At 73.3% G+C, this 4,188-nt stretch carries 2 protein-coding genes; one reads left to right on the top strand and one right to left on the bottom strand.

Translation table 11 applies throughout. From position 1 onward, the window contains the following. Window positions 1–1,350 (bottom strand): YhdP family protein (locus C667_RS20825; protein ID WP_004381837.1); only part of this gene is annotated, 1,350 nt, incomplete at its 3' end. Between the two features lie 130 nt (window positions 1,351–1,480). Between C667_RS20825 and glnE the strand changes: the two genes are divergently transcribed. Further along, window positions 1,481–4,188: bifunctional [glutamate--ammonia ligase]-adenylyl-L-tyrosine phosphorylase/[glutamate--ammonia-ligase] adenylyltransferase (gene glnE, locus C667_RS20820; RefSeq protein WP_004381835.1), on the top strand; the 2,708-nt coding region annotated here is incomplete at its 3' end.

Genomic DNA, 4,188 nt, shown 5'->3' with positions numbered 1-4,188 from the left:
CTCGCCCTTCCAGGCGAGACGAAGGTCCTCGACGCGGCCGCGCGGCACCAGCGCCGCCAGGCGCGAACGCAGATCGGCCTCGAGCGGCAGGTGGGCGGCAAGCGCGGCGAGCGTCGCGAGCTCGAGCCGCTCGGCGACGAGGCGTCCGCCGCTTGCGGCGGCCCCGTGCTCGCCCGTCCGGCCTGCGTGCTCGCGATCGCCCGGTCCACCCTCGGCGCGCTGCTCCAGCACCAGCTCGAAATCGGTGGGTTCGAGCGCAAGCCCCTGTGCGGACTCGAACGCGAACCCGCGGCCGGCGACACGGATCCCGTCCTCGTTGCGGGCGAGCTCGACGCGGCCATCGAGGCGGTCGAGCGCGAGCACCGGCAGCGCCTCGCCAAGCCGCACACGGGCGCGATCGAGCGCGAGGTCCACGGTCAGCGCGTGGGCGCCGCGTCCGTCGGCGTCGAGCCAGGCTTGCAGCGCACCCTCGCCTTCCAGGCCGAGGGGCAGGTCCATCCAGGGCCGCCAGCTACCCAGCGCCGTGCGCCCGAGCTCGACATGGAGCCGGCCGGCGAAGTTTTGCGGCCGCAGCGGGTCGATGCGCCGCAACTCGCCGCGCAGGCGCACACGCTCGCCGAGCGCGGCCGGCAGCCGCGCCTCGAGCGCGAAGCGCGCCGGGCGTGCGCGCCGGTCGAGGCGGAACGCCACCTCCTCGAGCTGGAGCAGCGGTGCGCCGCGCGCCTCGTCCGTCCAGGCCAGGCGCGCGCCGTGGATGAGGATCTGGCGCTGCGCGAGCAGCCAGCCGAGGCCGCCGTCGCCGGCCGCCTCCCCCGGCGCGAGCTCGATCCCGGCGACGTGCAGCGCTCCCGCCGCATCGCGCCGCACCGCCAGGTCGGGCGCACGGATCTCGAGGCGGTGAAAGTGCGGCTCGAGCATCGCCAGCGAGGACCACGCCAGGGTGGCGTCGACCTCCGGCAGGGTCAGCACCGGGCGGCCCTGTGCATCGGCCAGGCTCACCCCGGCCAGGCGCAGGCGCGGCCGCCAGCCCGCCCAGCCTCCGTCGATGCGCTCGATCGCCACCGCCACGCCGAGGCGCTCGCCGAGCAGCTCGGCGAGCGGCGCACGGAACTCGCCCACCGCCGGCAGCACGAGATGGCGCAGCGCCAGCACCCCGAGCGCGAGCACGCACCAGACGATCAGCAGCGCGTCGAACAGGCGGCCGAGCGCACGCCCCCAGCCCCCGCGCGCGACGGGCAGGCCGGCGGCGGGCCGGGGGACGGCTTCGACAGGTGCGGGCGGGGTGGAGGAGCTCAGTCGGATACTCGCAGGACGTTGCGCACAAGCGCGGTTGCAGCGCTGCCGGCGCATGGCGCAGGCCGCTAGAATGCCGGGATCGCGCCCGCCACCGGACCGCCGACGCGCGCGCATTCTACCAAGTCTCGATCCTCCTCTCGTTCCCCCTTCTTGCGCCCCTTCTCGCGCCGCACTGGAGTCCCCGATGTCCGCCCCGAACAGCGTTCCCGCCCCCGCCCTCCCGCCCGCGGTGGCGCAGGCGCGCCGCCTGTCGCGCTACCTGGCGCGCATGCTCGACAGCCAGCCCTGGCTGGCCGAGGCGCTTGCCGCCAGCATCGAGCGCCCGCTCGCCGAGGCCGACCTGCAGCGCTTCGTGGCCGCGCGCGAGGTCCTCTACGGCGGCGGCGACGGCGCGCTGCGCCCGGCCCTGCGCCAGCTGCGCATGTGGACGCTGTGCCACCTCATCGTGCGCGACCTCGCGCTCGGCGCCCCGCTCGCCGAGGTCACAGAGACCATGACCCTGCTCGCAGAGGTGGCCCTGCGCCACGCCCACGACGTGCTGCGCGGCGCGCTCGTCGAGCGCTACGGCCAGCCGCTCTCGCCCACCGGCTGGGAGCAGGAGCTGCTGGTGGTCGGCATGGGCAAGCTCGGCGGGCGCGAGCTCAACGTGTCCTCCGACATCGACCTGATCTTCATCTACCCCGAGGACGGCGACACCGGCGGGCGCAAGTCGATCAGCAACTACGAGTTCTTCGAGAAGCTCGGCAAGCAGCTCATCCAGGCGCTCGCCGAGATCACCGAGCACGGCCAGGTCTTCCGCGTGGACATGCGCCTGCGCCCCAACGGCGATTCCGGCCCGCTGGTGTGCTGCTTCGACATGCTGGAGAACTACTTCGTCACCCAGGGCCGCGAGTGGGAGCGCTACGCCTGGATCAAGGCGCGGGTGATGCTGGGCGAGCGCTGGCCGGAGCTCGAGCAGCTCGCGCGCCCCTTCGTGTTCCGCAAGTACCTCGACTTCGGCGCGATCAACGCGATGCGCGAGCTGCACGCGCAGATCCGCCGCGAGGTCGCGCGCCGCGAGCGCGCCAACAACGTCAAGCTCGGCCCCGGCGGCATCCGCGAGATCGAGTTCATCGCCCAGGTCTTCCAGCTCATCCGCGGCGGGCGCGACACCGCGCTGCAGGTACGCCCCACGCTCAAGGTGCTCGCGCTGCTGCCCGAGCGCGGCATCCTGTCCGAGGAGGCGGTGACGGAGCTGTCGACCGCCTACGTCTTCCTGCGCCGGCTCGAGCACCGCCTGCAATACCTCGACGACGCCCAGACCCATGACCTGCCGGAGAGGGACGAGGACCGCGCGCTGATCGCAGAGGGCATGGGCTTCGCCGACTACACGGCGCTGCTCGAGGTGCTCGACGCCCACCGCGAGGTGGTGAGCAGGCACTTCGACAGCGTGTTCGGCGACCCCTCCGAGGAGGACCACAGCCTCGACGCCACCTGGGCCAACGCGCGCGACACCGAGGCCGCCACCAACGCGCTCGGCGAGCTCGGCTACCGCCACCCGCGCGCGGCCGCCGAGCGCCTCGCCGCGATGCACGCCAGCCCGCGCTACCGCCAGCTCCCCAACAACATCAAGAGCCGCTTCGACGCGCTGATGCCGCGCGTGCTCGAGGCCGCCGCCACCACGCCGGGCGCGGACGACACGCTCGCCCGCATGCTCGACCTCCTCGACGCGATCGGCCGCCGCGGCGCCTATCTCGCCCTGCTGCAGCAATACCCGCAGGCGCTGCGCCGCGTCGCCGACCTGATGAGCGCCTCGCGCTGGGGGGCGCAATTCCTCACCCGCCACCCGATCCTGCTCGACGAGATGCTGGACGCGCGCAACCTCGACAACGCCCCCGACTGGAAGACCTTCCGCGCCAGCCTGAGCGAGGAGCTGGAGACGCTCGAACCCGACATGGAGCGCCAGATGGACTTGATGCGCGAGCGCCATCACGCCCAGGTCTTCCGCCTGCTCACCCAGGACCTCGCCGGCCTGCTCACGGTGGAGAAGCTCGCCGACCACCTCTCCGAGCTCGCCGACATCGTGCTCGACCTCACCCTGCCGCTGTGCTGGCGGCGCATCAAGATCCGCCACCGCGAGGAGCCCGGGTTCGCGGTGATCAGCTACGGCAAGCTCGGCGGCAAGGAGCTCGGCTACGCCTCCGACCTCGACATCGTCTTCCTCTACGACGACGAGGCCGCCGAGGCGCCCGAGGTGTACACGCGACTCGCGCAGCGCGTCAGCACCTGGCTGTCGAGCCAGACCGCCGCCGGCCAGCTCTTCGAGACCGACCTGCGCCTGCGCCCGAACGGGGAATCCGGCCTGCTGGTGAGCTCGCTCGAGTCCTTCCGCAGCTACCAGCGCGAGTCGGCGTGGGTGTGGGAGCACCAGGCCCTCACCCGGGCGCGCTTCTCGGCCGGCGACCGCGCGATCGGCGAGGCCTTCGAGCGTATCCGCTGCGAGGTGCTGTGCATGCGCCGCGATCTCGCCAGCCTGCGCGCCGAGGTGCTGGCGATGCGCCACAAGATGCGCGACGCGCACGGCAGCAAGGGCGAGGAGGTGTTCGACCTCAAGCACGACGCAGGCGGATTGATCGATGTCGAGTTCCTGATCCAGTACCTGGTGCTCGGCCACAGCCACGACCACCCGCGCCTCACCGGCAACCTCGGCAACATCGCGCTGCTGCGCATCGCCGGCGAGCTCGGCCTGATCCCCGCCGACCTGGCCGCCGCCTGCGCCGACAGCTACCGCGAGCTGCGCCGCCTGCAGCACCGCCAGCGCCTCAACGAGCGCCCCTCGCGGGTCGCCCCCGACGAGGCCGCCGCCGCGCGCGAACCCGTGCGCGCGCTGTGGCGGGCGGGATTCGGGGGATA

The sequence above is a fragment of the Thauera phenylacetica B4P genome, from assembly GCF_000310225.1.
Taxonomy (GTDB): domain Bacteria; phylum Pseudomonadota; class Gammaproteobacteria; order Burkholderiales; family Rhodocyclaceae; genus Thauera; species Thauera phenylacetica.
Note: the sequence above shows the minus strand (reverse complement) of the source record. Positions and strands in the feature narration are given on the sequence as shown.